This window comes from Haemophilus sputorum CCUG 13788 (genome assembly GCF_000238795.1).
In the GTDB taxonomy this organism is placed as follows: domain Bacteria; phylum Pseudomonadota; class Gammaproteobacteria; order Enterobacterales; family Pasteurellaceae; genus Haemophilus_A; species Haemophilus_A sputorum.
This window is the reverse complement of the sequence record NZ_AFNK01000018.1, coordinates 1-1,319: the sequence shown is the minus strand read 5'-3', so window position 1 is coordinate 1,319 and position 1,319 is coordinate 1. Positions and strand designations below refer to the sequence as shown.

2 protein-coding genes are annotated in these 1,319 nt (G+C 49.9%); both read left to right on the top strand.

Annotation, left to right across the window (positions count from 1 at the left end):
- Positions 1–36: 36 nt before the first annotated feature.
- Positions 37–734, top strand: a protein-coding gene (locus tag HSP_RS0103285) for an IS1-like element IS1A family transposase (RefSeq protein WP_103215986.1) whose coding sequence is annotated in 2 segments (ribosomal slippage) — positions 37–286 and positions 286–734 — 699 coding nt in all. Because the reading frame shifts where the segments join, the coding sequence is not laid out codon by codon here.
- A gap of 440 nt (positions 735–1,174) precedes the next feature.
- The gene (gene dqlB, locus HSP_RS11625; RefSeq protein WP_000273195.1) at positions 1,175–1,309 is read left to right on the top strand and encodes a DinQ-like type I toxin DqlB; all 135 of its coding nucleotides are present in this window, start codon (positions 1,175–1,177) and stop codon (positions 1,307–1,309) included.
- Positions 1,310–1,319: the final 10 nt, after the last annotated feature.

Genomic DNA, 1,319 nt, shown 5'->3' with positions numbered 1-1,319 from the left:
TGATTTAGTGTATGATGGTGTTTTTGAGGTGCTCCAGTGGCTTCTGTTTCTATCAGCTGTCCCTCCTGTTCAGCTACTGACGGGGTGGTGCGTAACGGCAAAAGCACCGCCGGACATCAGCGCTATCTCTGCTCTCACTGCCGTAAAACATGGCAACTGCAGTTCACTTACACCGCTTCTCAACCCGGTACGCACCAGAAAATCATTGATATGGCCATGAATGGCGTTGGATGCCGGGCAACTGCCCGCATTATGGGCGTTGGCCTCAACACGATTTTACGTCACTTAAAAAACTCAGGCCGCAGTCGGTAACCTCGCGCATACAGCCGGGCAGTGACGTCATCGTCTGCGCGGAAATGGACGAACAGTGGGGCTATGTCGGGGCTAAATCGCGCCAGCGCTGGCTGTTTTACGCGTATGACAGGCTCCGGAAGACGGTTGTTGCGCACGTATTCGGTGAACGCACGATGGCGACGCTGGGGCGTCTTATGAGCCTGCTGTCACCCTTTGACGTGGTGATATGGATGACGGATGGCTGGCCGCTGTATGAATCCCGCCTGAAGGGAAAGCTGCACGTAATCAGCAAGCGATATACGCAGCGAATTGAGCGGCATAACCTGAATCTGAGGCAGCACCTGGCACGGCTGGGACGGAAGTCGCTGTCGTTCTCAAAATCGGTGGAGCTGCATGACAAAGTCATCGGGCATTATCTGAATATAAAACACTATCAATAAGTTGGCGTCATTACCTGCTCTGCCTACTACTTCTTCAATGAAGGGGGGAAAAAACGGAAGTACAGCTGAACGACAAGCACAAAAAAACCCGACTGGTAATTTGGCTTTTTTGTGTTTTCCAGCCTTGAGTTGGTGGCTCTGACTGGAGGAAGATACTCTACACCCAACACTCATAGTATTATGGCACTAGACACCTGTTGTCTAGTTTGACTTCAGATTGTCTGTCAATGGTAATTTCTTTAAATGAATTTTATGCATGCATCTGTATAATCTTTGTGTTGGCGCTGTACAGTGTGTCTCCCTTGCTTCTAACCCCTGCGCTATCTGGGGATGAACGAATTAAAGTCCTGGCTGAACAAACGGGTGGTGCTGTGTTCAGTGCTCTGGTAGAGGGAAGGTACTCTACATCCAACAATGTGAGAGAGCCGTTGTGACAGGCGATGTATGAGCAAGCTACGGTGACTTCCTCCAGTATCAACCTAGAGAAACGGATGATGAATCTGTTAATCATCGTTCTCAGGGCTGTGCTCGCCATTGCAAACGCGCTGATTGCCATTCAGAAACTAATCGAGTGATTGATGGCTT

Coding starts and splice junctions, on each gene's coding strand:
- dqlB (WP_000273195.1), top strand. CDS start 1,175: ATGTATGAGCAAGCTACGGTGACTTCCTCCAGTATCAACCTAGAGAAA.